Source organism: Parabacteroides sp. AF19-14, from assembly GCF_003635485.1.
GTDB lineage: Bacteria > Bacteroidota > Bacteroidia > Bacteroidales > Tannerellaceae > Parabacteroides > Parabacteroides distasonis.
Window position 1 is genome coordinate 1 of sequence record NZ_QTMJ01000037.1, and the last position, 22,233, is coordinate 22,233.

The 22,233-nt window shown below is 48.4% G+C and carries 17 protein-coding genes; 6 read left to right on the forward strand and 11 right to left on the reverse strand.

Translation table 11 applies throughout. The features are described 5' to 3' along the window. Window positions 1-70 precede the first annotated feature (70 nt). The 6 genes from DWX33_RS21535 (at window position 71) to DWX33_RS21560 (ending at window position 11,939) form a co-directional block, all read left to right on the forward strand. On the forward strand, window positions 71-3,268 hold the full coding sequence (locus DWX33_RS21535; protein ID WP_199713354.1) for a TonB-dependent receptor: 3,198 nt from the start codon (window positions 71-73) through the stop codon (window positions 3,266-3,268). 41 nt (window positions 3,269-3,309) lie between these two features. Further along, the gene (locus DWX33_RS21540; RefSeq protein WP_122381018.1) at window positions 3,310-4,941 is read left to right on the forward strand and encodes a RagB/SusD family nutrient uptake outer membrane protein; all 1,632 of its coding nucleotides are present in this window, start codon (window positions 3,310-3,312) and stop codon (window positions 4,939-4,941) included. Between the two features lie 160 nt (window positions 4,942-5,101). Continuing rightward, window positions 5,102-7,975 (forward strand): GH92 family glycosyl hydrolase, encoded by a 2,874-nt coding sequence (locus DWX33_RS21545; protein ID WP_122381019.1) that lies wholly within the window; start codon window positions 5,102-5,104, stop codon window positions 7,973-7,975. A gap of 21 nt (window positions 7,976-7,996) precedes the next feature. Then, complete coding sequence (locus tag DWX33_RS21550) at window positions 7,997-9,145, forward strand: alkaline phosphatase (protein WP_122381020.1); 1,149 nt, start codon at window positions 7,997-7,999, stop codon at window positions 9,143-9,145. 229 nt (window positions 9,146-9,374) lie between these two features. Further along, window positions 9,375-11,003 (forward strand): trehalase family glycosidase, encoded by a 1,629-nt coding sequence (locus DWX33_RS21555; RefSeq protein ID WP_122381021.1) that lies wholly within the window; start codon window positions 9,375-9,377, stop codon window positions 11,001-11,003. Between the two features lie 81 nt (window positions 11,004-11,084). Beyond that, entirely contained in the window at window positions 11,085-11,939 is an 855-nt protein-coding gene (locus DWX33_RS21560; protein ID WP_122377532.1) for a phosphatidylinositol-specific phospholipase C/glycerophosphodiester phosphodiesterase family protein, read from the forward strand. A gap of 118 nt (window positions 11,940-12,057) precedes the next feature. Here the strand turns inward: DWX33_RS21560 and DWX33_RS21565 are convergent, their stop codons facing one another. The 11 genes from DWX33_RS21565 to rpoN form a co-directional block, all read right to left on the reverse strand. Further along, window positions 12,058-13,377 (reverse strand): murein hydrolase activator EnvC, encoded by a 1,320-nt coding sequence (locus DWX33_RS21565; RefSeq protein WP_122381022.1) that lies wholly within the window; start codon window positions 13,375-13,377, stop codon window positions 12,058-12,060. A 6-nt stretch (window positions 13,378-13,383) separates the two neighbouring features. Then, on the reverse strand, window positions 13,384-14,229 hold the full coding sequence (locus DWX33_RS21570; RefSeq protein ID WP_122381023.1) for a DUF4292 domain-containing protein: 846 nt from the start codon (window positions 14,227-14,229) through the stop codon (window positions 13,384-13,386). Continuing rightward, window positions 14,226-15,944 carry a lipopolysaccharide assembly protein LapB gene (locus DWX33_RS21575; RefSeq protein WP_122381024.1) on the reverse strand — a complete coding sequence of 573 codons (1,719 nt, stop codon included), beginning with the start codon at window positions 15,942-15,944 and terminating at the stop codon, window positions 14,226-14,228. Before DWX33_RS21575 ends, DWX33_RS21570 begins: the two co-directional genes overlap by 4 nt. Window positions 15,945-15,972: 28 nt before the next feature. Continuing rightward, on the reverse strand, window positions 15,973-16,407 hold the full coding sequence (gene dut / locus DWX33_RS21580) for a dUTP diphosphatase (RefSeq protein WP_005860037.1): 435 nt from the start codon (window positions 16,405-16,407) through the stop codon (window positions 15,973-15,975). Window positions 16,408-16,410: 3 nt separating this feature from the next. After that, window positions 16,411-16,731 carry a type II toxin-antitoxin system RelE/ParE family toxin gene (locus tag DWX33_RS21585; RefSeq protein ID WP_044545172.1) on the reverse strand — a complete coding sequence of 107 codons (321 nt, stop codon included), beginning with the start codon at window positions 16,729-16,731 and terminating at the stop codon, window positions 16,411-16,413. After that, window positions 16,722-17,015, reverse strand: coding sequence for a hypothetical protein (locus tag DWX33_RS21590; RefSeq protein ID WP_122381025.1), 294 nt, complete (start codon window positions 17,013-17,015; stop codon window positions 16,722-16,724). Before DWX33_RS21590 ends, DWX33_RS21585 begins: the two co-directional genes overlap by 10 nt. A 49-nt stretch (window positions 17,016-17,064) precedes the next feature. Further along, window positions 17,065-18,900: a 4-hydroxy-3-methylbut-2-en-1-yl diphosphate synthase gene (locus tag DWX33_RS21595; protein WP_122381026.1), complete on the reverse strand. Its 1,836-nt coding sequence runs from the start codon at window positions 18,898-18,900 to the stop codon at window positions 17,065-17,067. 105 nt (window positions 18,901-19,005) lie between these two features. Beyond that, window positions 19,006-19,512, reverse strand: coding sequence for a 5-(carboxyamino)imidazole ribonucleotide mutase (gene purE, locus DWX33_RS21600; RefSeq protein ID WP_005860041.1), 507 nt, complete (start codon window positions 19,510-19,512; stop codon window positions 19,006-19,008). Between the two features lie 2 nt (window positions 19,513-19,514). Then, entirely contained in the window at window positions 19,515-19,895 is a 381-nt protein-coding gene (gene gcvH / locus DWX33_RS21605) for a glycine cleavage system protein GcvH (protein ID WP_122381027.1), read from the reverse strand. Between the two features lie 16 nt (window positions 19,896-19,911). Beyond that, window positions 19,912-20,532 (reverse strand): hypothetical protein, encoded by a 621-nt coding sequence (locus DWX33_RS21610; protein WP_122381028.1) that lies wholly within the window; start codon window positions 20,530-20,532, stop codon window positions 19,912-19,914. A gap of 6 nt (window positions 20,533-20,538) precedes the next feature. Beyond that, the gene (gene rpoN / locus DWX33_RS21615; RefSeq protein ID WP_122381029.1) at window positions 20,539-21,996 is read right to left on the reverse strand and encodes an RNA polymerase factor sigma-54; all 1,458 of its coding nucleotides are present in this window, start codon (window positions 21,994-21,996) and stop codon (window positions 20,539-20,541) included. Between the last annotated feature and the right edge of the window lie 237 nt (window positions 21,997-22,233).

The window sequence follows — 22,233 nt, forward strand, 5'->3', positions numbered from 1 at the left end:
GCTGTATGCTTAATCCCCCAGGTTTATCGGGTGAGCCGATTTCATCCCTGTCAAGCATCTATGCGTAGGGATGTCTTTATGTGGCATAGTGGCAGGTACCCAAACCGCTCAAGCTTCTCCCGTCTTTGGGCAATCATCGGGCTTAGAACTTCCGAGTCCCAGCATCTACCAACAAAGTACGAAACAGATTTCCGGTATCGTCAAAGACCAGGCGGGGATTCCTGTAATTGGCGCGAACGTGATCGTAAAAGGGACGACAAACGGAGTAATCACCGGGCTCGATGGAGATTTCCTACTGGAAGTTCCGGAAAACGCTATCTTAGAGATCAGTTATATCGGTTATATGACGCAAAGTATCCCGATAAACGGGAAAACGACCTTCAACATCATCCTAGAAGAAGATACGCAGAAATTGGATGAGGTAGTCGTACTCGGTTATGGAGCGGGGCAACGCAAACAAGATCTCTCCGCTTCCGTGGGCGTGCTGAACAACACGGAAGACTTGGTGGCCCGTCCGGTTACCTCTACCGAAAGTATGTTGCAAGGGCAGTTAGCGGGTGTTACCGTACAAGCGAACGGTGGAGACCCAACGGCTACACCCTCAATCGTGATCCGTGGACAGGGCTCACAGAATGGCGATAACGTATTATGGGTTGTTGACGGTGTTCCCGGCGCACCCATCGCCTCTATGAATGATATCGAGACGATTGTCGTCTTAAAAGATGCTGCCTCTGCCGCTATCTATGGAGCGCAATCCGGAGCCGGCGGTGTTATCTTGGTAACCACCAAGAAGGCGAAAGAGGGCAAGACCTCGTTGAGCTATGACGCGACTTTCGGTGTTCGTAAAGCTAGCAACGTAATCGAGCCGTTAAATGCGGAAGAGCAACTCGAGATGCGAAAACTATCTTACGCAAACGCGGGGCTTACATTGCCGACCGGTTGGGACTTGACCAAGAACCCATGGGTAGGTACCACACGTACCAACTGGATGGACGAGATCTTCCGCACCGCTTTCTACCAACGCCATAACGTAGCCTTGAATGTTGGTTCCGAGAATGCCTCCAACCGTGTTTCATTTGCTTACGATAACGATGAAGGTGTATTGATCAATACTTTCAACAAGAACCTTTCACTTCGTTACAACGGTAAATTCAAATTGAATAAATGGGTGACCATCACCGAAGACGTGGTTTGGAAGAACAACGAAAGCCGTTCAAAAGATACCGACAGTGGTTATACGGGAGTTGTCGCAGCGGCTATGTATATGCCTGCCAGCGCTACGGTTTACAATCCGCTGGATGGTACTTACGGTGGAACAACGACCGAAGACCCGGATTACATCGCCAAATATGGCTCCAACTTCGCGGATATCCACGGAGACGCTGTCAATCCGGTTCGCTTGCTGGAGGCGGAAAACCGCTATGACCGAACCAGTGACATCTGGAGTACGACCAGTCTGGAACTAGCGAATATCGTTACCGGCTTAAAGTTCACGAGCCGTTTCACTTACAACCTGAAGAATAATCTATATAAGAACTTCAGTCCGATCCGTGACGAGGTGGGAAAACCCTCCTTGACAAATAATCTGGATGAAACGACTTACCGTGCAGACGCATGGAAAACGGAAAACACATTGACTTACGACAATACGTTTAATGACATGCACACCCTGGGTGTCTTACTATCCACTACGGCCGATCATTACAGCAAGCGAGGGCTAGAGGTTAATGGAAAAGATTTATCTGACGAATCCGATTATTTACAATATCTATCCTATGCGAATTCTGTTTCCGCTACCGATTATTTGACCGGTCCTGACGCAAACGTATCCTTGATCGCCCGTCTGGCTTATTCCTTCAACGATCGTTACTTCGTTACAGCCTCTTGGCGTCGTGATTACGCAGGCCGTCTACCTAAAGATAATAACTATGGCGACTTCCCTGCCGTAACAGCCGGATGGAAAATCTCTAATGAATCTTTCTTCCCGAAAAGCGAGACACTGAATTTATTGAAGATCCGTGCTTCTTGGGGACGTGTCGGTAATCTAGGATCTATCGGTTACAATTACAAATCAGCTTTATTAGGTAAGAATTATTGGTCGGAGCAGGCACAGTACGGCGTAGAATCGAACAAGATTTGGGGAAACTTCGTCTATAACTCTACCGCATTAAATCCCAACTTAACATGGGAAACTTCCGAGCAATGGGACTTAGGCCTAGATGTGAACATGTTCGACAATCGCTTGAGCATGGCATTCGACTATTTCGACAAACGCACGTTCAACTTGATCCAGTCGCAAACGATGAACTGGCCGGGAACGATCGGTATCGATGCCATGTTAGTCAATCAAGGTGAAGTCCGCAACCGAGGTTTCGAGGCACAAATCAATTGGAACCAACAAGTAAATAAAGATTGGTCGTACTTCGTTTCCGGAAACTTCTCTTATCTAAAGAACTGGGTTTCTGATATTGGGGTAAAGAACGCAGACGGAACCCCGGGCGTTTGGACAGGTATCACCAAAAATGATGCATATTTCGATGGAAGTTATCGTAACCTTCCATATATGTATCAAACAGCCGAAGGAGAACCGCTGGCCTCTTTCTATCTGATCAAGACTGACGGCATTTTTCAAAGCGACGCAGAGGCAGCCGCTTATGTAAACAAAGACGGAAAACGAATCCAACCGGACGCTGTAGCCGGCGATTTGAAATTCGTCGATGCCAATGGTGATGGAGTTATCAATGATGAAGACCGTCAATACTGCGGTAGCGCTACACCTAAAACTACATTCTCATTCTCCGGAGGATTCACTTGGAAGAAGCTTTCCGTAAGCGCTATGTTCCAAGGCGTAGGTGGAGCACAAGCTTTATATGTAGGTAAATATATGGCCTTAAGCGATGTAGAAGGAAACTTCAACCGCTCAAAAGAGATCATGAACGCTTGGAGTCCGTCGAATACAGGGTCGAATATTCCACGCTTATCGAAAAACGACCCAAATAGCAACTTTAGCACACCGTCTGATTGGTATCTGGAGAATGCTTCTTACTTACGTTTGAAGAACTTCACCGTATCCTATGACTTGAGTGATGTTATCAGGAAATGCGCTCACCTGCAAGAACGCAACAGCATGATGTCTGTTTACCTTAGCGGTGAGAACCTCTTCACGATCACGAACTACTCAGGAATGGACCCGGAAACCGGCGGTTGGGATGCCTTGAAGTATCCGGTTTCACGCGTATTCTCTGTCGGAGTCAAATTGACATACTAATCGGGTATTTTAAAAGATATTCATATTAACAAAGGATCAAAATGAAAAGATATATTACAGTATTAGCATTATCCGCATTGGTTTGTAGTTCTTGTAGCGACTTCCTCGACGTTCAGCCGGAAGGAAACGCAACTACAACCTCCTATTTCTTGAATGATCAACAGGCCATTGATGCCATTGACGGATTATATGAAAGATTCCATCAAGAGGGTTGTTACGGCCGTGAATTATTCTGGGAACAGGGAGCCGCATGCGACATTGTTTGGGGACGTACACGCGGTTATAACTCTTTGGCGACCTTAGCCTATACTGGTGATGAATCTCCTCTAAGAGATGTATTCAGCCGTATGTATTCTACTATGTCCCGTGCGAATTGGATCATCCAAGAATTAGTGAAGAAAGAAAAGGGAACGACGCTGACCGCCGTCGAGAAACGCAGCTTGGGCGAAGCTTACTTCAGTCGCGGCTGGGCACATTATCTGATCGCTTATCGGTACGGTACGGATAAACAAGGAGTACCTTTCGTACGTTACGAGGACTTCCCCGACGATTACGACAACTCCATACCGCCTCAGCAAGCTACCGTTATGGACAATTATAAACTGATCATCGAAGATATGGACAAGGCAATCGCCTACCTTCCAAACTTCGAATCCTATGACGCCGACAACCGGGGCCGGGCACATCAGGCTGCTGCCGTGGCGTTCAAAGCGAAAACTTATGCTTACTGGGCTACTTGGGATGCTACCCAATGGAACAACGTCATCGAGATGGTCAATCAATTGGAGAACAACTACAATCGAGATCTAGCTCCTACATTCGCGGAACTATTCTCGTCTGACTTGAAAGATTATTGGAATGCCGAATATCTCTGGACTATTCCGAGTATCGGCGGCGCACTACCGGGCGGTACCGAATTCCCGGGCATTATCCTTGAGAACAAAGGATGGGGCAAATATAATGGTTGGGGGCAGATGAAGCCCTCTTACGACATCTACGAAGAAATGGCGAAAGATGGTAAAGGTAATGACCGTTTAGTACGCTCAATCTTGGAATACAACCAAGAGTTCCCGTTCTTCGGCGAGACACGCAAATTCTGGTCTACCTCCGACCTTGAAGCTGGTTTCATGATCAATAAATACATGGACGCTTTCAAATACTCAGACCCTGTAGGTGAAGGAGCCGTGAGTGCTAACGGAGACTGGCCTACGGTCCGTGTCAATTTCCCGATCATCCGTTTCGCAGAAATGTTATTGTTCCGTGCCGAGGCATATTTAATGACAGGTCAAGCCGATAAAGCAACCGCAGATATCAACCGTATCCGCCTACGCTCAAACTTGACACCGCTTACCGGTACCGCCACGATGAAGGATCTATATCACGAACGCCGTTGTGAATTAGCTTTTGAGTTTACAGACCATCTATTCGACTTAAAGCGTTGGAACCGTTCTTCCAATACCGACATAAAGACATTGGCCGATAAAGAGTTGAACGCACATCCACGTATCCGAAGATATGAAGACCGGGCGAATCCGGAATCCGCGTTCACGATTATTGGTTACGAAGATTACACCAACAAAAACGCCTATCAAGCGCATATGATGGTATTCCCGTATCCTAGTGAAGAGATTACTAAATCGAATGGTCAATTGAAGCAGAACGAGGGATATTAACCGGCTCCTTTAAACCGATCAAGGTACGAATAAGATTCATTACGGGCTGTCTCAGAAAATGAAACAGCCCGTGTTATTTTCTACCGGGTAAAAACGCATATCTCAAATAGGTAGTTTACCTTTGCCAATTGTATACTATATATTAAACAAAAAATATACCATGAGATTAATTCAAACTCTTTCTTCTTGCTTGTGTACAGGAATAATAGCCTTATTCACGGCCTGTAGCCAAGCTCCACAATCCCCCATCGATTCCGTGGATCCGTTTATCGGCACGGGATTTCACGGACACACGTATCCCGGGGCCACGGCTCCCTACGGAGCGGTCCAACTAAGCCCGGACACCCGGAAAGGTAATTGGGACGCTTGTTCTGGCTATCATTACAGCGATTCTACCTTAATGGGTTTCTCCCATACCCATTTAAGCGGTACGGGATGTATCGACCTAGGCGATATCCTATTCCGTCCGTCACTCCAGACACCTTTAGCGTTCTCGCACTCGGACGAGAAGGCTTCCCCGGGCTACTACTCGGTGAATCTCAAGGAGGCAGGTGTATTAGCGGAACTTACCACGACCCCGCATGTCGGGATACACCGATATACCTATAAAAAAGAGACAGAGGCTACGTTGGTGGTCGATATGGACCATTTATTGGATAACGAATATATGTACGAGGGCTGGGTGAAGCGAACCGGGGATAACGAGCTTACCGGTATGCGGCGTACCCGGGGCTGGGTAGACAATCAATATGTCTTCTTTGTAGCGCAGTTCTCGCAACCGTTCTCTTCCATGGAACAGCCTTCCGAACGGCAAGCCGTACTTACCTTCGATACGACTACCGGAAAACCCATCGTCTGCAAAGTCGGGGTATCGATCGTAAATGAGGAGAACGCCCGTCTGAACCTTGAGCAAGAGACGGATTCCTATGGCTTTGATTTCGATGCCATCCATCAAGCGACACGCTCCGATTGGGAAAAAGAGCTGGACGTTATCACGGTAGAAGGAGGCACCGAAGCCGAGCGCACGAATTTCTATACGGCGCTATACCATAGCAAGATCATCCCGAATATAGCGAGCGACGTGAACGGACAATACCGCCGTCACGACATGAGCGTAGCGACGATCCCGGCAGGTCGCCGCCAATTCTCCACCTTTTCCACTTGGGACACCTTCCGGGCCTGGCATCCGATGATGACTCTGTTGGATACTACCTTGGTGAATGATATGGTACAGTCTCTCTTGGATATGTACGACGCCAGCGGCGAGCTTCCGTTATGGCCCTTATCGGCAGGCGAGACCGGGACCATGATCGGTTATCACTCCACATCGATTATAGCGGACGCTTATTTAAAAGGTATTCGCGGATATGACGCAGAACACGCTCTCGAAGCGATGAAGATCTCCGCTGAGAAGAATAAGAAAGGAGCGGATTATTATATAAAGGAAGGCTTCATCCCGACGAATATCAAGAAAGAATCGGTTTCCTGCCTATTGGAATTTGCCTACGATGATTGGTGTATCGCACAAATGGCGAAAGCTTTAGGACATATGGATGATTATGAGACCTTCATCAAGCGCTCCCAGAATTTCATCAACGTATTCGACGGTAGTACCCGGTTCTTCCGGGGCAAACGGCAGGATGGGAATTGGGAGACTCCTTTCGATCCATTCGCCATCGGACGTTCCTATACGGAGGCTACGGCCTGGCAATATCGTTTCTTTACCCCGCATGACGTATATGGATTGACCCAGTTGTTCGGAGGCCGGGAGGCGTTCATCGCTGATCTGGATAGCTTATTTATGGTTACCTCCGAGGTAGTCGGCGATCTGGTAGACGTTACCGGATTGGTCGGTCAATACGCGCATGGCAACGAGCCTAGCCACCACATGGCTTACCTATATAGCTATGTGGGCCAGCCTTGGAAGACACAGGAATGGACCCGTCGCTTGCTGGACGAGATGTACCAGCCGACTCCCGAGGGGATTATCGGCAACGAGGATTGCGGGCAGATGTCCGCTTGGTACCTGTTGAGCAGCCTTGGTTTCTACTCCGTTTGTCCGGGTAGCAACCAGTTTATCCTGACTACGCCGCTTTTTGACAAAGCGACCGTGAAACTCGGAAACGGAAAGATACTTACGATCACGGCAAACCAATCGGAAAAGAATAAATACATCACGAGCGTATCGCTGAATGGAAAAGAGATTAAGCATTGCTATATCACATACGACCAGTTGATGCAAGGAGGTACACTGGACTTTACGCTCTCGGCGACACCGGACAAGCGTTGGGGAACCGCTCCCGAGTACGCTCCCTATTCCTATACGGAGCAACCTACCGTCTCTATCCCTTACATAGCGAATGATCTGGATTTATTTGAAGGTGAGATTACGGCGGAACTAAAATCCACGACACCCGAGGCGGTTATCCATTACACGCTTGACGGATCGGAACCGGATGAGAACGCTCCGGTATACAGCGAGCCATTCGTCTTAAAAGAGACCACGATCATCAAGGCCAAAGGATATAAAAAGGGATTCGTACCCAGCCGTACGTACTCGATCCAAGCGACAAAAGCCGTATTACGCCCCGCATTATCCATACAGCCTACGAAGCATGGGGTAGCTTATACTTATTACGAAGGAGAGTTCCAATGGGTAGCCGATCTGCAAAAGGCGAAGGTGGTCGAGACCGGAACAATACCTGAGCCTTCCATCCTGAACGCTAAATTGCCGGATCATTTCGGTTATATCTTCACCGGATATATATACGCCCCAGAAGATGGAGTCTATGAGTTCAGTACCCGCTCGGATGACGGTAGCGTCCTCTATATCGGCAAAGAAAAGGTAGTGGACAATGATGCCTCCCACGCCGCCATCGACGCGACGGGACGCATCCCCTTACAAAAAGGCTACCACCCCTTCGCCTTGCATTATTTCGAGGATTACGAGGGTGAGTACCTAGGCTGGAGCTGGCGTACGCCAAGCATGTCCAAACTAGACGCGATCCCAACAGAGAACCTTTATATAAATTGATAATATTAAATACTGAATCATATGAGAAGAACAACTCTATCCGTGCTATCCGCCTTAGCCATCCTGCTATCCGGCATGATCGTTCCGGAGGCCGCGGCACAAAGTCGCCGAGACAAAGAACAAACGTATGTACTAGAGAAACCTTACGAGGTCAAGAAACTAGTCCCTCCTACCGGAAAGAAAATAAAGAACGTGATCCTCATGATCGGCGACGGCATGAGCCTTATGCACATGTACTCCGCTTGGACCGCCAACCGGGGTAAGCTCTGGCTGGACAACTCCCAATACACCGGCCTCTCGAAAACCTATTGCGCCAACCGCCTCATCACCGACTCCGGAGCCGGAGGTACCGCACTGGCCACCGGCCATAAAACGAACTACCATATGGTAGGCGTAGACCCGGCAGGCAAACCCTTGGAATCTCTGGCTACCTTGGCGAACAAGAAAGGCCTGTCAAGCGGCATCGCCGTTACCTGTCGCCTATGGGACGCTACGCCCGCCGACTTCTGCTGCCACAATACGGATCGCGACGCCGAGGCCGAGATCGTAGCGGATTACGTGAACTGTGGCGTCGATTACGTATTCGGCGGCGGCTCCAAGCTATTCGAGAACCGTGCGGACGGTCGCGATTTGTTCAAGGAATTAAGGGAGAAAGGTTACCAGACTCCCCGTAGCTGGGAGGAACTGGCGAAAATTCAAAAAGGCAAGGTATTCTGCGTTACCGATACCGTAGATACCCCGCTTCCCGCCGAGCGAGGCGATCTCTTGGCTCGTGCCTCGATGAAAGCGATCGATCTGCTGGGACAAAACCCGGAAGGTTTCTTCCTGATGGTAGAGGGCTCCCAATTGGATGATTACGGACATTTCAACGATATCGACCTGTTGATGCAAGAGACACATGATTTCGACCGTACGATCGGACGTATCTTCGAATGGGCCGCCCAAGACGGTGAGACATTGGTTGTCGTAACTGCCGATCACGAGACCGGTGGCCTTACCTTGGTGGACGGGGATCTGAACGAGGGCCGTATCGTCTGTAAATTCTCCACCGGTAGCCACAGCGGTGTCATGGTTCCCGTTTACGCTTTCGGCCCGGGCGCCGAGAACTTCACGGGTATCTTCGAGAATACGGATATCTTCTGGAAGATCAAAAAGCTCCTGAATCTATAATCAAACAGTATTCATCCGATGGAGAGTATAACAGGCCGCTATCCCGCTAGTCAAGTACCGCAATCCTCCCGGTCGGGTACCGCAGTACCCCTGCCCAAGTACCGCAGTACTTTGGCTGAGAGGACAGCAGTACTTGACTAGCAGTACTACGGTACCCGACCGGGAGGACCGTGTTCACCGACTGAGGCGCACCTTCTCCCTCTCTCCCCCAATAAAAATATCATAAGGAATGACAACAAGACGAAACTTCTTAAAGCAATCCCTTCTCGCAGCAGGTGCGGCCTCCGTTCCCGCCGGGAACCTTTTAGCGCAAGAGAAAATGGAAGAGAAACGACCCAAGTACAATCTTCCTTACAAGAACACCTACCTGAAGGAACCCTTCGTGACCGAGAATGAGTTCCGGACAGCGAGACCGGAGACCATCACGCCCGGAACCTTCGAGGAGGCCAAGCAAATCCTCCCGGACCCGACTTGGAGCGGACACGAGAAGGAAATCGAGATGTACTGGAAGGCTTGGCAAATCGGCATCGGCAACATCAAGGCCCCTGAACCAGATTCCGGTTTCGTATGCAGTTACCTCGATGTCGCCTACAACGGCAATATCTTCATGTGGGACTCCGCCTTCATGATGATGTTCGCCCGTTTCGGTACCCGCTTCTTCCCCTTCCAACGTACGTTAGATAATTTTTACGCCAAACAACATCCGGACGGTTTCATCTGCCGGGAGATCAAGGCGGACGGAGCGGACTGTTTCGAGCGTTACGATCCGACCAGCACCGGACCGAATATCCTCCCTTGGAGCGAGATCGTCTATTATAAGCAGTTCGGCGATATGGACCGCCTACACAAGATATTCCCCGCCCTTTGCGCTTATTATAAATGGTTGAAGCTAAACCATACGTGGCGCAACGGTACGTATTGGACCAGCGGTTGGGGTACCGGCATGGACAACATGCCCCGGGTGGAACCGAAATACAATCCGATATACAGCCACGGCCATATGATCTGGCTGGACGTTTGCTTGCAACAATACTTCACCGCCGGGCATCTGCTTGAGATGGGTTTCTATCTGGAGCGTTGGCAGGAGATCGAGGAGTTCGAGGACGAGCAGAAGATGCTAAAGAAGTATATCAACGAGAACCTATGGGACGAGAAGGAGCATTTCCTTTTCGATCAATACGCCGACGGAAGCCTTTCCTCCACCAAGGGAATCTACGCATACTGGGCCTTATTGACCGATGTCCTATCCAAGGAACGCATGGACGCTTTCGTGGCCGAGCTGGATAACAAGGAGACATTCAACCGCCTGCACCGCGTCCCTTCCCTTGCCGCCAACCATCCTAAATACAAGGATAACGGCCGCTACTGGCAGGGTGGCGTATGGCCGGGAGCGAATTATATGGTGATTACCGGCCTATTGCAACAAGGCTACCGTAAATTGGCTTACGAGATCGCACGCAACCATTACGATAACGTCCTAAAGGTGTATAAGAATACCGGTACGTTCTGGGAATACTACGCTCCGGAGCATGAGGAGCCGGGCTTCATGGCTCGCCCGAATTTCGTGGGCTGGGGCGGACTGGCACCGATCTCCGGCTTGATCGAGCAAATCTTCGGCATCCGCTCCAATGTGTACGAGAAGAAATTGACCGTAGACGTGAACTTGACGGAGGCTTATGGTATCGACCGTTATCCTTTCGGCCTCGACGGTCTGGTAGCGATCAAAGTCAAGGCCCGTTCTTCCGCTACCCAAGAGCCGCAGGTAGAAATTACCAGCGACGTCCCCTTGGAACTAACCGTCCTTTGGGGCGACAAACAGAAGACGGCTAACGTAAAACCCGGCACGCGAACCATATAAAACAGTAAATCCATCAAACATCCAGTTGTAGAGACGGGGCGTGCCCCGTCTCTACAACTAGACTCAAAAAACAATTAGTATATGAAACAGATTCTATCCTTATTTATCACCTCCCTCGCCCTCTGTACGGCTTGCTCCTCCCCGAAGGGATCGGACACAGTTCAAGTGGCGGAGACAACCACGGAGCAGACGATTCAGAAAGCCTCCTCCGCAATTCATTACAACGCCTTCTCGCACAATGATTACTGGCGGGAGAGACCTCTGCTGGACGCCTTGTCCTTCCGCTTCAACTGCGTGGAGGCCGATCTGTGGCTGATCGATGACGAGCTATACGTTTCCCATGACCGCCCGGAACCCAATCCGGCCATTACCTTCGAGAACCTATACCTCAAGCCGCTCGTGGCCCGCATACAAGCGAATGGAGGTAAGGTCTATCCCGATAGCGATCGTCCTTTCTACCTGATGGTGGATTGCAAGGCACAAGGCGAAGAGATGTACAAGCTATTAAAGAAACAGATGGAACCTTACAAGGAATATTTCTGTTCCGTCGATAACGGCGAATATAAAGAAGGTGCCGTCCTCTTCTTCCTTTCCGGCGACCGTCCGAAGAACAGCCTGCCGAAAGAGAACAGCCGCTTCACCTTCCTCGACGGACAAATAAAGGATCTGGGACAGGGCATCCCTGCTTCCCTCGCTCCGGTCATAAGCGATAATTACTCCGATTTCTTCACATGGAAAGGCGAAGGTGAGATGCCCGCCGACCAACTACAGAAGATGCGTGAGATCATCCGGAAAGTCCACGATGAGGGAAAACTATTCCGTTGGTGGGGCGCCCCGGATACCGAGCAGTTCAAACGCTTCTTCATCAAAGAAGGCGTAGACTTGGTAGGTGCCGATGACCTGAATGGGTTATACAACGTATTGAACGAGCGTTAAACGAGAAAATTACAATAGGCATTATAAGGTTGTTACAATGGGCATTCTAGCATCTTTACAACAGGCATCGTAACAGCCTTACAATGCCCATCATAGTTTTAACATATCACAACTGCTTTTATTCCAACCAAGGCTGGGGATTCAGCTTCGTCTTTTCCTTCCACAACTGGAAATGGAGGATCGTGGAGTTACCGTCCTCCGGGTCTGAATAGATCCTTCCGATCGCTTGACGGGTAGAGACCCGGTCGCCCGCTTTTACATAGACCTGACTCAGATTGCTATAAACCGTCAAGTAGTTACCATGACGAACGATTACGGAATTATTGTACCCCGGCACCACGAACACACGTGTAACCTCCCCATTAAATACCGCACGGGCATCCGCCCCGGGTGAGGTCTGGATATCGATACCGCTATTGCTGGTACGAACATATTTCAACTCCTGATGCTGTTGCTCGCCGAATGTAGCGACGATCGTATGTCTTCCGGCCACCGGATACGGCAAACGTCCCCGGTTATTGGCGAAGTTATCGGACAATTGCTTCTCCGATTTTGTCATCGCATAGCCCCCTTTCGTATCCGCCACACGTTCCTCACGGATCGGCTCGTTCTTACTTTCCGGTACGGGTTTACCCTTTGCGGCGGCTTGTTCACGGGCACGGCGCTCACGTTCGGCACGTTCACGGGCGGCTTTCGCCTCAGCCTCGGCACGGGCGATCTCCTCCGCGATCTGCTTCTCTATCTGTCGGTTTAAAGCCTCGGCTTGACGACGCTTCTTTTGGAGATCCGCCTTCAAATCCTTTTGTCTCTTATTCAATAGCTGGACTTCCTCTTTCTGAGAAGCTTCCTCGCTTTCTAATTTCTTACTCTCTTCCTGACGAGTCCCTAAAAGAGCACGCTTCTCGGCACGGGTCTTCTCCATCTCGGCCTGCTTGCTACTGATCTCAGCCTGCTTTTCAATGATATCATTCGCTTGTCGCTTCTGCCAATCCGCGTATTCCCGCAAATACCGCATACGCCGCATGGATTGAGAGAAACTCTCGGCGGATAGGATAAACAACAATTTATCTTGCGAACTATGGCGTTTATAAAGCCCTCGCATCGATTTACCGTAATTCGTCTGCTTATCGCCCAGTTCCCGTTTTAAGGCGCGCAACTGGCCTTGGATATTCAAGATATCTTTCTCGATCTCATCCAGCTCTTGATTCAATAAACTGATGACTTTCTTACGGGAAAGAATTTGTTTGGAGAGTAGATTCAAACGGTTCAGGGAAGTTTTAGCAGTCTGGGCCGTCTCTTGTAATAATTTATTCGTCTCCTCGATATCGGCCAACGCCTCCTTGCGCTGCTGCTCCAACTGACGGACAGCGGCGGATTTCTGACCGTAAACCACGGTAGATAAAGACAATGCCAATAGAACGATCCAGACGTACCTCATGATAGATTATTGATTCAGATTCGTAATCGTTTTCAATACTTGCGCAAAGGTAATACGTTTATATTTAGAAGGAACCGAAAAATCCAACTTGAGCGGCTCGTCCAGTTGGATACGGGAGTAATGGATCTTCACCCCACCCTCGGGATTCCCGTTCTTCAACACCTGCACATCCATCAACATCGGGAACGGCTGCCGGTCCACCAAACGAAAATCCTCGTACAGCCATTGCAAGGCATAGCGATCGGAAGGGTCTGTCACATAGGTAGAGAGAAGTTTCTCCTCGCCATCCGCCTTAAAGGTATAGAAAAGCCCCATGGCATCCTTTGTCTTGATCTCGGCAACCGGACCTTCTTGATTCAACTTAAAACGATTATAGTGCTTGCGGGAAACACCTTGCTCCCCCGGAATAAACAGATGATTCGTGAAAAGAGCCTGCAAATTATAGAAGTTGAACTCGATCGGAGTCTGCCCTTGCAAATTGGAATAATTCTCGATCATATAGCGTTTATTCATGCGGTCTACCACTTTGATCGTATCCCGGCTCAACTCGATACGGAAGATCTCGATCCCGAGAAAAGGTTGTACCGACAGTTGGAAAGCACTATCCTTGACCATCTTCATATCCACCCTCGAGCTCATTTGCTTACCGGGGATATCCAGATCCACGTTCAAACGGGCTGTTAAGGTACGAAACTGGAAGGATTGATCCTCCACCGACTGGAAGAACTCATTATGAGCCTTCACGCTAGCGGATTCCACCGTCCCGACTTTCTTGGACGATTTACAGCCTGTCAACATCGAAAGTAAAAGACCTCCACATAACAGGAAGGTCAAGAAATAGTCTCTTTTCATTTCGCGTTCTCGTCTTCTATATATTGTTGCTCGGCGATCTTACGGTTCAAGATCTCGGAATCCTTCCCCATCTCTTTCGCCTTTTTCCATTGCTCCACCGCTTTTTCCTTATCACCGTTCATGAAAAGGATGTCCCCATAATGATCCACGAGTTCGGCGCTCTTTGTCTTATCTTTCTCCAAAGCGCTCTCGATATAGATTTTCGCCAAGGTATAGTTTCCTTGTACGAAGAAGATCCAAGCGTAGGTATCCAGATACGTGGCGTTGTCCGGTTCCAGCTTGATACATTGGGCGCTCATACGCTCCGCCTTTTTCAAGTCTTTCTTCTCCAAAGAAAGGAAGTAACTGTAGTTGTTCAGTACGACCACGTTCTTGTCATTATACTTCAACGCCTCATCGTACGCTTTATAAGCTTGATCCAATTGCCCCATCTGGTAATAAATATCACCGATCTGGCCGTAGAAATCCGATTTCAGCGGCAGGTTCTCCTTCGGAATGATATTCAAGCCCGCATAATAGGTATTCAAGGCTTCTTGATATTTCTGTTGTTGGTAGTAAGCGATACCCAGATAAAAGTAATATTCCGGCGACTCGGGGAAAAGCTCCCTGCAAGCCGTACAAATACGGATGACCTCCGGGATATCCTCCCCTTTCAAAGCCAGATTCAGCAATTGCTGCCAAGCCCCGGCGTTACCCGGTTCCATCTCTGTTACCAACTGGAACTGGAATTTCGCCTCTTCTGTCTTTCCTTGGGCCATCAAGAGACCGCCATACATCAGTTTTAAGTCGATATCCTCCGGATGTTGCTCCAAAAGAGTTTGGAATAAATGGTTTGCGTTCTCAGTTCCTTGCTTCGTTTGTTGCAGTTTCAAGATATACCGGGAAAGGATGTTCACTTTCGTCTCCACGTCCAGCTTCTCGTTTACCAAAGCGCTGCGGATTTGTTGCTCGGCGGCCTCCTTATCCCCTTTCGCCTCGTAGTAATTGGCCATAGAGACGATATAATAAGGGTCGGTCGGATCAATCTCATTCGCTTTTTGATAGCAAGCCAAAGCCTTGTCCATCTCCCCGTTTTCCAAATGAAGATCGCCCAATACGATCTGGTAACGGGCCTCCATAGGATATTTAGCCGCAAGCTTCTCGATCTCCTTGAAAGCCTCTTCCGGTTTCTCCAACTGGACGTACAGTTTGTATTTCTGCATGGAGATCGCCTCGTTCATACCCATAACCGACTCCAACGCGTCATAAGCCTCGATCGCTTTCCCGATCTCGCCGGCTTGCGTCAAGGCATCGGCCAGATAATAATTCAGCTCCTCCTTCTCCGGATAATCACGAACCAATTCCTCGTACTCCTCGGCGGCTTCGCCATACATACCCAGATTCCGGGTGATAGACGCCAATGCCATTTTATACGTGAAATTATCCTTGCTGTTGGCCACGGCACTTTTCAACATCTCGACCGCTTTCTCCGGACGGTTCAACTGTACATAAAAAGAAGAAAGCTCATACAAGACCGGAGCCGCCGTAGAGTCAATCTCCAAGCAATGGTTGAAGGCATCATAAGCGGCGTCGAATTTCCCGGCGTTCTTCAAGTTCAAGCCCTCATAAAAGAAGTAATCGAATTTACGTTGATCCTTCTCCGTTTCTGTAGCACCAGCCGGGAGCACAGCGACCAACGAGAGGAAAGAGATGAGATATATCAGTTGCTTAAACATCCTATTATTCTTGTTAACCTTATTATTCTTATTCTTTTCCGGTATGACCGAATCCCCCGGCTCCCCGCTCGGTATCATCCAACGTCTCCACGGGCTCCCAATCCACATGGCTATGAGCGGCTATAACCATTTGGCAGATACGCTCACCATCATTCACCGTAAAAGGCTCGGAAGATAGATTCACGAGAATGATACCGATCTCCCCCCGATAATCGGCGTCGATCGTACCCGGCGTATTCAGCAGGGTTATCCCATGCTTTAAAGCCAGCCCGCTACGAGGACGCATCTGGGCCTCATAGCCTTCCGGCAGCGAGATATAAAGTCCGGTCGGGATTAATTTACGTTCCAACGGTTTCAACACAACCGATTCCGACAAATTCGCCCGGATATCCATCCCGGCAGATAAAGGAGTCGCATAACCCGGTAGCGGGTGATGCGATTTATTGATAATTCTTACTTTCATATATTATCTTATTTTCTTTATTCCCGAACGGAGACTATTCGGATTACACCGAGTGCTCCAAAACGAAGCGATAAAGACCATATCATCATCTATATAATAAATAACCTTATAATTCTTATGAACAACCAAACTGCGATACTCTCGTTCAAGCCCTCTCAAAGCAGGTTCAATCTTACCTAAACGAGGGAAAACAGACAGCCGCTCATTTGTTCTCTGCACTTCGTCCACAAAACGAATCACGGCCTTTTCCCCAAAAGCAAGAAAACCAAACGATATCGCTTCCTTAAACAACACCTTAGCCTCATCAAGCCAAACTACTTGCATAAGAACGGATATTCATTTCTTAGCTCTTGAAAGACTTTCTCGCTCGGGGTAAAACGTCCAGCGACACGATCCTCTTCAGCCCTCCCTAGACTTTCTTTCAATTGAGCGATCGAATGAGGTAATGCCGGTACATCTCCAAACAAACTATCAGAAACCTCTTGTCTTTCTTGAAACCTTACTTTTACTTTTCTTACGGCATCAAGAATCGCTTCCATAAGCTCCTCATTACCTAAGGCACTCATGGTTTCCTCTATATATACATATTTCAATTCATTTACTGTCATACTTCTTAATAGGTTCTAATCCTTGATCTCCACAAAGGTAATGAATTAACTAATTAACCCAATCCCCGTTCTCTTTTATTAACTGAACTAAACGTTCTACAGCGTCTTCCTCGGGGATATTTTTGAGAACACATTCCTTACCTTTATACAGGCTGATTTGTCCACGTCCGGCACCCACATAACCATAGTCGGCATCGGCCATCTCGCCGGGGCCGTTTACGATACAGCCCATGATACCGATCTTCAAGCCTTTTAAATGGGAAGTAGCCTCCTTGATACGGGCGATCGTTGTTTGCAGGTCGTACAAGGTACGTCCGCAACTCGGACAAGAGATATATTCCGTCTTACTGATACGGGTTCTTGTAGCCTGCAAGATTCCAAACATACAGCGATCCGAGACAACCGCCTCGCATCCCTCATTATGCAGCATCAAGCCATCCCCGAAACCATCCAGCAAAAGCGTACCGAAATCGGCGGCGGATTTCAGTTGCAACAACTCCACATCCGTCTCCCGGAAATCACGATGCAAGACAACCGGCACGTCACAACCCGCCATCAGTAATTTATGCATAGCCGCACGTTGCGAGCCAACCCCATTCCGATGATGCGTACTTAATAAGACCACCACGGTCTTATCCGCTTTCAAGATCTCCAACATACGATCCGTAAGATCCATATACGTCAGACGGATAAACTTAAGCGGACAATCGTAATCCTTTAACTCCTCCGCCTCCGAGGCGATGAAGCAAGGAAAAGCATTCGGACGCTCTTTCCAGAAATGAGCGTCTACCAATAAACGGAAATTATCCGGCAAATTATCCGGATCCTCCTTTCCTATATATATATAGTCCGGCAAGGACAAATAATCAAACTCAAAATCCCCGTTACTGCGATCGGAGATCACGACCGGCGGGAAAGTACCTCCGATACCCTCCACCACACGGCTTATACGACGGCTTGTCGCCACCGTATCGAAACCGGGAGCCATGGAAGCCTCGATAGGACGATGATTTTCCCGTTCCCTAATATAATCCACCAATTTACGCGCTACCGGCATTTCCGCCTCGGGGTCCTCACTCAAGGAAACCCGGATCGTATCGCCGATACCGTCACATAGAAGCGTACCGATTCCGACAGCGCTCTTGATACGCCCGTCCTCACCGTCACCCGCCTCCGTTACCCCAAGGTGCAAGGGGTAATGCATATTCTCGGCCTCCATCGTACGAACCAACAACCGCACGGTCCTTACCATGACAACGGTATTGGAAGCCTTAATCGAAATAACCACATCCGGGAAATTCTCCTCCCGGCAAATGCGGAGAAACTCCATACAACTCGCTACCATCCCCTCAGGCGTATCACCATAACGGCTCATGATACGATCGGAGAGCGAGCCATGATTCACACCGATACGAATAGCGGTGCCATGTGCCTTACAAATATTCAAGAAAGGGACGAACCGCTCACGGATCTTCTCGATCTCGGCGGCATATTCCTCATCCGTATATTCAAGATGGCTGAATGTCTTTACCTTATCTACATAGTTTCCCGGATTGATACGTACCTTTTCCACCTCACCGGCGGCGGCATCAGCCGCTCTAGGATTAAAATGGATATCAGCGACCAAAGGAGTCGTATACCCTTGCTCATTCAATTGTTTACGAATCTCGCCCAAGTTTCGGGCTTCCCGTTCCCCCTGTGCCGTAAAACGCACATACTCAGCTCCCGCCTCGATCATACGGATCGCTTGAGCTACCGCCGCCTCCGTATCCATCGTTGATACATTAGCCATGGATTGAATACGGATAGGATTCTCACCTCCCATGGGTGTGTCACCGATTTGGGCAACGGATGATTTACGGCGGTTGTAATTAAAGTAAGCCATTGTTAATTGAAAATTGAGAATTGAAAATTGAAAATGAGTGTTGAGAATTGAGAACTAAGGAGAGACTTTCTCCTTAATTTTCAATTCTCAACTTTCAATTTTCAATTAATTAGTTTTGTATTTAAAAGAAACCTTAGCCAACTCCTCGTTAGCCTTCACGATTTTCTTCTTTAAATCCTCCTTATAAGCGGATAGCTTCTCCTGAAGTTGCTCGTCGCCGACGGCAAGCATCTGCACCGCAAGGATACCAGCGTTCAAAGCGCCATTGATACCGACAGTAGCCACAGGGATTCCCGGAGGCATCTGTACGATAGCCAACAAGGCATCCATACCGTCCAGCGTAGAGTTGATAGGCACGCCGATCACGGGAACCGTCGTCATGGAAGCGATCACACCGCAAAGATGAGCGGCCATTCCGGCAGCGGCGATGATAACCTTGATTCCACGTCCTTTAGCTCCTTTGGCGAAAGCCTCCACCTCAGCGGGAGTACGGTGCGCAGATAGAGCATGCATCTCGAACGGGATCTCCATCTCATCCAAGAACTTAGCCGCCTTCTCCATAACGGGTAGATCCGAGGTACTACCCATGATAATACTTACAACAGGTGTCATTCTTATTTAGCGATTAATTTTTGATAGTCTTCAGCGGATAATAGTTCCTCCAACTCAGAAGCGTTTGTAAGAGAAATCTTGATTAACCAACCTTTACCGTAAGCGTCTTCATTAACCAATTCAGGAGCGTCTTCCAATTCAGCGTTTACTTCCAAAACCTCTCCGCTAACCGGCATGAAAAGATCGGAAACAGTCTTAACAGCTTCAATCGTACCGAACACCTCTTCTTGAGCGACGGTCTCCCCCTCTGTCGTGATGTCTACATAAACGATCTCGCCTAGCTCACCTTGAGCGTAATCAGTAATACCAACATAAGCTACGTCACCTTCTACACGAATCCACTCATGGTCTTTTGTGTACTTTAAATCTGCAGGAAAATTCATAATTTTAGTGTTTTTATTAGATGAATAAATAGATATAACTCATTAATGAGGCTACAAAGGTACATATAAATCCCAGACAAAACCCCGCATATACCTGCATTGGTGTATGCCTTTTTAAAAAGATACGCGAGGTACCTAATAAACCGGCCACGATCAACACGACTATAAAGGCCCAATAGGGATTTATCATATGAATACGCGCCACTCCCATAATACCGCCCAGTAACCCGCCGATACCAATGGCATGCGCGCTAATCTTCCAAGCGAAGTTGACGCATAAGGCGACTACCAAGGCTACGCAAGCCCCGATCAACATCGCTAACAGCCAAAACGGCATCAGCATCTTATACAGGAAAAAGATACATACCAAGATGGAAGTGATAAAAATCAGATAAGGAACCACCCGCTCCTTTCGGTCGGAAAGCTCTATATCGCCGGCCGCGCCATTTTTCACCAATAAGAAGATGAAAAGCCCGGGAACTATCGCTGTCGAAATAAAGGTGCCTCCAGCAATCAGCAGCTTCACAGGTAACGGGTAAATGGCGAGAAATGTAAACATCAACGCCAACACGATCCCATAGGTTACCATAAGCAACGGATGGAACACGAAGGATATTATATTCGAGAATAGTTTCATACGCTTTTATATTTCTTTTCTCAGACGAGCTACCGGAATCCCCAGTTGCTCCCTGTATTTCGCTACCGTACGCCGGGCGATGACATACCCTTTTTCTTTCAGGATCGTAGCCAACTCCTCATCGGTCAACGGTTTTCGTTTATCTTCGGCATCTACATGTTCTTTCATGATCTTTTTCACCTCACGGGTCGAGATCTCCTCACCGGTATCGGTCTGCATAGACTCGGAGAAAAAGTATTTCAACGGATAAATACCGAAATTCGTTTGCACATATTTACTGTTACTTACCCGGGAAATAGTGGAGATATCATATCCCGCACGCTCCGCTACGTCTTTCAAGATCATGGGATGGAGGGTAGCCTCATCGCCTGTCAGGAAAAAGTCCCGTTGTAAATAGATAATCGCCTCCATGGTACGCTGCAAGGTCTCATTACGTTGCTTGATAGCGTCGATGAACCACTGGGCGGAATCCAACTTTTGTTTCACGAACTGTACGGCATCCCGCCTCTCAGCGGTTTGGTTCGCCTTATTCGCCGTATAATCCTGAAACATCTCGGCATACTCCCGGTTGATACGCATATCCGGTACCCCCCGGTTATTCATGCTCAAGATAAGCTCTCCATTATGCGCTTCCACCACGAAATCCGGGATGATCTGGCTCATCGCCACTTCCATAGAACCACCCCAACTACTTCCGGGTTTCGGATTTAACATAGTAATCTCGTGAATGACCTTCTTTAACGTTTCCTCATCGATATCGAGACCTCGTAAGATCTTATCATAATGTTTGCGGGTGAACTCCTCGAAATATTCGGTCAAAACACGAATCGCCAAATTTGTAACCGAAGTATTCTCCTTCTTATCCAGCTGGATCAACAGACATTCTTTCAAGTCACGGGCACCTACCCCGGCAGGCTCAAAATCTTGGATGATATTCAAGATAGACTCGATCTCCTTCTCATCCACCTCTTGTCCGGCTTGGAAAATCAAATCGTCCGCTATCGCCGAAAGGTCCCGTCTCAAATAACCGTCATCATCGATATTTCCAATGATATACTCCGCTATTTTCATTTGCTTATCCGGTAAATCCCTTAACCCGAGCTGCTGTAACAGAAACTCATTCAAGGATTGGCTTACGGAGAAGGGGACATCCTCTTTCCGTTCCGCACGCTCGGTCATTTCCCGTAGCTTATAATCCGGTATATCGTCTTCCGTTAAATAATCTCCCAAAGAAAGGTCGGTCTCAGTATCAACAGAAGGAATCTCTTCCCCCCCCTCCTCGCTTTCAGTACGTTCAAAATCATCAACAGGCTCTTTTCCTTCCTCCAAGGCAGGGTTATCTTCCAGCTCATGCTTCACACGTTCTTCCAACTCGATCGCGGGAAGCTCCAGAAGCCGTATCAACTGTATCTGCTGAGGGGATAGCTTTTGCTGTAACTTTTGTTGTAACTGTTGCTTTAACATAATCTAAATCATTGCACTGTAAGGGCAGGACAATCACCCGCCCTCTTATTTATCAACATGCAAATATAAGTTTTTAGTTTTAACAGTACAGCTATTAAACTATAATAGTTCTAAACAAGGTGCATGATGGACCCTAGCGACTTTAAAATCCTTCCTTCACGATCCATTTGATCGAGAGGAAGAATCGTTCGATCAAGCGTAATTCTTCCGTTACGATCTCCGCGGAGGCTTGCGTCT

What these genes read in the sequence shown, in the direction of transcription:
- DWX33_RS21535 (WP_199713354.1), top strand. Translation starts at nt 71, where the DNA reads ATGTCTTTATGTGGCATAGTGGCAGGTACCCAAACCGCTCAAGCTTCT.
- DWX33_RS21540 (WP_122381018.1), top strand. Translation starts at nt 3,310, where the DNA reads ATGAAAAGATATATTACAGTATTAGCATTATCCGCATTGGTTTGTAGT.
- DWX33_RS21545 (WP_122381019.1), top strand. Translation starts at nt 5,102, where the DNA reads ATGAGATTAATTCAAACTCTTTCTTCTTGCTTGTGTACAGGAATAATA.
- DWX33_RS21550 (WP_122381020.1), top strand. Translation starts at nt 7,997, where the DNA reads ATGAGAAGAACAACTCTATCCGTGCTATCCGCCTTAGCCATCCTGCTA.
- DWX33_RS21555 (WP_122381021.1), top strand. Translation starts at nt 9,375, where the DNA reads ATGACAACAAGACGAAACTTCTTAAAGCAATCCCTTCTCGCAGCAGGT.
- DWX33_RS21560 (WP_122377532.1), top strand. Translation starts at nt 11,085, where the DNA reads ATGAAACAGATTCTATCCTTATTTATCACCTCCCTCGCCCTCTGTACG.
- DWX33_RS21565 (WP_122381022.1), bottom strand. Translation starts at nt 13,377, where the DNA reads ATGAGGTACGTCTGGATCGTTCTATTGGCATTGTCTTTATCTACCGTG.
- DWX33_RS21570 (WP_122381023.1), bottom strand. Translation starts at nt 14,229, where the DNA reads ATGAAAAGAGACTATTTCTTGACCTTCCTGTTATGTGGAGGTCTTTTA.
- DWX33_RS21575 (WP_122381024.1), bottom strand. Translation starts at nt 15,944, where the DNA reads ATGTTTAAGCAACTGATATATCTCATCTCTTTCCTCTCGTTGGTCGCT.
- dut (WP_005860037.1), bottom strand. Translation starts at nt 16,407, where the DNA reads ATGAAAGTAAGAATTATCAATAAATCGCATCACCCGCTACCGGGTTAT.
- DWX33_RS21585 (WP_044545172.1), bottom strand. Translation starts at nt 16,731, where the DNA reads ATGCAAGTAGTTTGGCTTGATGAGGCTAAGGTGTTGTTTAAGGAAGCG.
- DWX33_RS21590 (WP_122381025.1), bottom strand. Translation starts at nt 17,015, where the DNA reads ATGACAGTAAATGAATTGAAATATGTATATATAGAGGAAACCATGAGT.
- DWX33_RS21595 (WP_122381026.1), bottom strand. Translation starts at nt 18,900, where the DNA reads ATGGCTTACTTTAATTACAACCGCCGTAAATCATCCGTTGCCCAAATC.
- purE (WP_005860041.1), bottom strand. Translation starts at nt 19,512, where the DNA reads ATGACACCTGTTGTAAGTATTATCATGGGTAGTACCTCGGATCTACCC.
- gcvH (WP_122381027.1), bottom strand. Translation starts at nt 19,895, where the DNA reads ATGAATTTTCCTGCAGATTTAAAGTACACAAAAGACCATGAGTGGATT.
- DWX33_RS21610 (WP_122381028.1), bottom strand. Translation starts at nt 20,532, where the DNA reads ATGAAACTATTCTCGAATATAATATCCTTCGTGTTCCATCCGTTGCTT.
- rpoN (WP_122381029.1), bottom strand. Translation starts at nt 21,996, where the DNA reads ATGTTAAAGCAACAGTTACAACAAAAGTTACAGCAAAAGCTATCCCCT.